The organism is Methylomonas aurea (assembly GCF_024505045.1).
Classification (GTDB): Bacteria; Pseudomonadota; Gammaproteobacteria; order Methylococcales; family Methylomonadaceae; genus Methylomonas; species Methylomonas aurea.
Map to the genome: position 1 here is coordinate 1 of NZ_JANIBM010000075.1, position 3,424 is coordinate 3,424.

Sequence of the window (3,424 nt, forward strand, 5' to 3'; positions counted from 1 at the left end):
CGCTTCGCCGTCATGCACTAGATAAACGCTGGTCAGCGGTTCGCCGTCATCGTCGCACCATTCCAAATCAATCGGTTTTAGACTGAATTGCAGCGGTTTGAAGGCTTCGAAGTCTTTGGCCTTGTGGCAAGCCAGGACAATCGCGCCGCCGTCCTTGGTGGCGGAAAATTCGCCGTCCATGGCCGCGCGTATGCTGGAACTGCCCCGGCTGCGCTGTTTATCACCATGCCCGCTATGGTGAACGACCAAGACCGCCGCGCCCAAAGGCTTAAAAAAGCCGTCCAGGTTGGCGATAAACCGGCCTATGTCTTGGCTGCTGTTCTCGTCGCCGTCCATGTTGCGGTGCAAGGTGTCGACAATCACCAAGCCAGGATTGGCACAACTGGCCTTGATGGTGTCGGCTATCCATTGCGCGTTTGTCCCGTCAATCAGGTTGGCCGGTCGTTGGCTGATAAATAACCGTTCCGGCGCTTGCCGTTGATATTTTGACTCTAACGCCTTAAGCCGCCGCGCCATGCCTGCATGCCCTTCGCCGGCCACGACAACGACATCAACCGGTTTGGTGCGGCAGCCATGCCAGGCTATACCCGCCGCCATGCAAAACGCCCAATCCAAGGCGAATAACGACTTGCCCGCGCCCGGCTCGCCAAACAGCAAATTCAGGCTGCCGCGCTCGATGATGTTTTCCAGTAGCCAATCAATCGCGACCAGCTCCGCGGTCAAGCGATGCGCCGGAATGAGTGGGAATGGCTGCCAGACTGCCGCTTGCCTTGCCTCGGCTTGTCCAGGTCGCTCGCCGCCGCTCTGTGGCAATTCTGGCGCGGTTTTGGCGTGTTCCTGCCTGTGTAGCCTTTGATTGTGTTGCGTGATTTCAGGGTTCCAGTTAAGCGCCGCGGCAAAGTCGCCGCCACATTCCAGCAAGCGGAAACAATCGAAGGCGTCATGTGCAAAGCCGTCGTTCAACAGGTCGCCGCCGTGAGAATAAATCCGCTCGATACCGTCGGCACAATTCCGCATGATGGCGACGCCCGGCGCTTTGGATGCGCTGCCCGGCCGGATGAATCTATTCCGGCCTTTCTGCTGGTAGCCGTTACGGGTCAAAACATCGGCCAGCGTAAAAGACTGGTTAAACGCTTGGATAGGGTCACGCCTGCCGGCTAACTGTTCGGCTGGCTGTGGTTGCCGTGGTGCAATGTCCGGCGGTTTTGGCTCGATACCCAAGGCCGAATCAAAACAAGGCTTCCAGGCGTCCCAGTGTTGCAGCATATCCAGCAAGACCGGCGGCGCTTCCGGTATTGCTGCCGGGTTGCCGATAAATTGATACCGCTGGCCGGGGTAATCTGGATGCTCGCCGACAATGACATCTTGCGCCCCGTCGCCGCAGCGAAGCTCGAAAATCACATCGTATTCTTTCGGCTTGCCGGCTTTGGGTTTCTTGCACTGCTTAACGCCAGGGGCTTGGAATCCTGCCGGCAGTTTGAACAGCAACTTCGCCCGGTTCGGCCTCGGGCTTTTGACTTCGGCCCGCTGTTCGCTTTCTAGCCAGTCAAAAAGCTGGAAGTCGGTCAGCTCTTCGAACACCTTTCGCGCCAGTTCCACATCATCCAGGTCGAGCCCCAGCGTATTCGATGCGCCATGATGCAAACCAAAGTTAAAGCCCGCTCCGCAATTCGATAATGCATCAAGGTTAGAGCTATAGCCGTTTGGATTGTCTGCGGTTCTCGGCAATTGCCAACCCTTTGCGCGTGGCGCTTTGGTGGGCCTGCCGTTTATTGGTGGGATTGGCACTAAAGCCAACCCCGCGCCAGTGAATGACGCAAGGTTGCTACCGTTCATAATAAAACACCCCACGCTATCCGCCACCACACCGCCAAGCGGATAAATTCCAGCTTTATGCGTTTGATGGTTCCGGTAAAATGGCCCTGCGGTTTCTCTGTTTTGGCTTGCTCGGTGTTGCTGCACCGAGTAGGCTTTTCGCTTTGCATCATCATGCCGCCTTGCCCGTTGTTTGGGCTTCGAATTCATCAACCGCCTTACAAAACGCTTTGATGCGCTCCATCAATTCCGGCGTAAACTCTGCAAATAATTCGTAGCGGGTGAATGTCGCTTTGCGTTGCACAATATCTTTCGTCAAAGCGGTTTCGTCATGGTCGACAATCGTCCAACCTTTCTCGCGTAGATTGTCGATATAACCGCTTAACGATAACTATGGGATGCAAAATCAAAATCACGGTGCGTTGGCATTTGACCGGCTAACAATTTGCGAAGTGCTCTTGATTGCAGACTTCCAATTCGTGGGAAGTCCACATTTTCAGAGCCTAAAATCGGCCTAGTGTCGATATAATCCGCGCGGGTAATATGGCGGCGGTGGTCACGAATGACTTTGGAGGCAATCATTATTTGCCTCCTTGGTTTTGAGATTCTACCCAAGCAAAAAACTTGGCTTCATCAATTAGGACTTTTCTACCCAACCGGACAACCGCGCCAGCCTTGGCTAGTCCGTTGCTGTTTTCATTGAATATCAACGCTCGCAAGCCACCTTTGGTAAAGGCTGGGTTTTTTACTGTGAATTGGTTTACTGTTGAATAAATAATTGCCGTTTGTACGGCTTCGGTTTGCTGTTTGTTCATAATTCACCATCAATTATTAGTTGATAAAAGTTATCGCCAGCGTTTCTTGCTTTTGATGGTGATTATAATAAGTTGTTGATTTATATTAAAAAATTAAGGGAAGTCTCTTTCCCTGGTTTCCCCTATATTCCCCTGGTTTTTATGCCTTGATTTTCATGTAAACAAATAAATGGTGATTTTGCATCCCCCTATATTTATAATTTTCTTGGAGGGCGCCCTGACTTCTTTTGATAACCTTTTTCCCTGCTAAATGATTGCCAAAAATCACGCTTGAAGGTTCCAATAGCAATATTCCAAGTTCTTGCATCACTTTGCTTTAATTGCTGGAAAATAGTATCAACCTTCAACGAAACAACATTGACGCGTGTTTCAGTTTGCCACTTTTCAAAGCTAGCTTTTCGTTCTTGGTAGGTATTGGATTTAATCTTATTTCCATCCCAAACCACTTCGGCTTTTGGCTCTGACTCTATGCCTGCTGCATCACTTTCCACTGTTTGCATGGCTGTATTATCTAGGCTTGCGGCCTCCCGCATTCTTATTGGCGCTTCTTCCCCTAATACTTCAACTAGGCTTTTTAAACTCCACTTTTTGCAATGGTCATCAAGCCAAGCGGCTTTATCTCTAACCTTTCGCAATAACTTTTCTGGTGGGTCTTTTCGCTTTTCGCTGTCCCCTTCTTTTGCTTCAATTAAGTAGGTAAGTTTTGCGGCCTGCTCTGATGTGATGGATGTTCGAGTAGACCAATGAGCCCAATCAATTTTAACGTTATTACGGTCGTCCTCTAAGTAGTCTTG

At 50.8% G+C, this 3,424-nt stretch carries 5 protein-coding genes; all 5 read right to left on the reverse strand.

Features of this window, described 5'->3' with window-relative positions; genetic code table 11:
* Positions 1-2,025: AAA family ATPase (locus tag NP603_RS21665; RefSeq protein WP_371928944.1), on the reverse strand; the 2,025-nt coding region annotated here is incomplete at its 3' end.
* Complete coding sequence (locus NP603_RS21670; protein WP_256612947.1) at positions 1,988-2,134, reverse strand: hypothetical protein; 147 nt, start codon at positions 2,132-2,134, stop codon at positions 1,988-1,990. The genes NP603_RS21665 and NP603_RS21670, both read right to left, overlap by 38 nt.
* A 62-nt stretch (positions 2,135-2,196) precedes the next feature.
* Positions 2,197-2,397, reverse strand: a complete 201-nt coding sequence (locus NP603_RS21675; RefSeq protein WP_256612948.1) for a hypothetical protein — start codon at positions 2,395-2,397, stop codon at positions 2,197-2,199.
* The gene (locus NP603_RS21680; RefSeq protein ID WP_256612949.1) at positions 2,397-2,630 is read right to left on the reverse strand and encodes a hypothetical protein; all 234 of its coding nucleotides are present in this window, start codon (positions 2,628-2,630) and stop codon (positions 2,397-2,399) included. Before NP603_RS21680 ends, NP603_RS21675 begins: the two co-directional genes overlap by 1 nt.
* Positions 2,631-2,824: 194 nt before the next feature.
* On the reverse strand, positions 2,825-3,424 hold a 600-nt coding region (locus NP603_RS21685), incomplete at its 5' end, for a hypothetical protein (protein ID WP_256612950.1).

Bases quoted from the DNA above. Each gene is read 5' to 3' on its own strand.
- NP603_RS21675 (WP_256612948.1), bottom strand. From the start codon at position 2,397: ATGATTGCCTCCAAAGTCATTCGTGACCACCGCCGCCATATTACCCGC.
- NP603_RS21680 (WP_256612949.1), bottom strand. From the start codon at position 2,630: ATGAACAAACAGCAAACCGAAGCCGTACAAACGGCAATTATTTATTCA.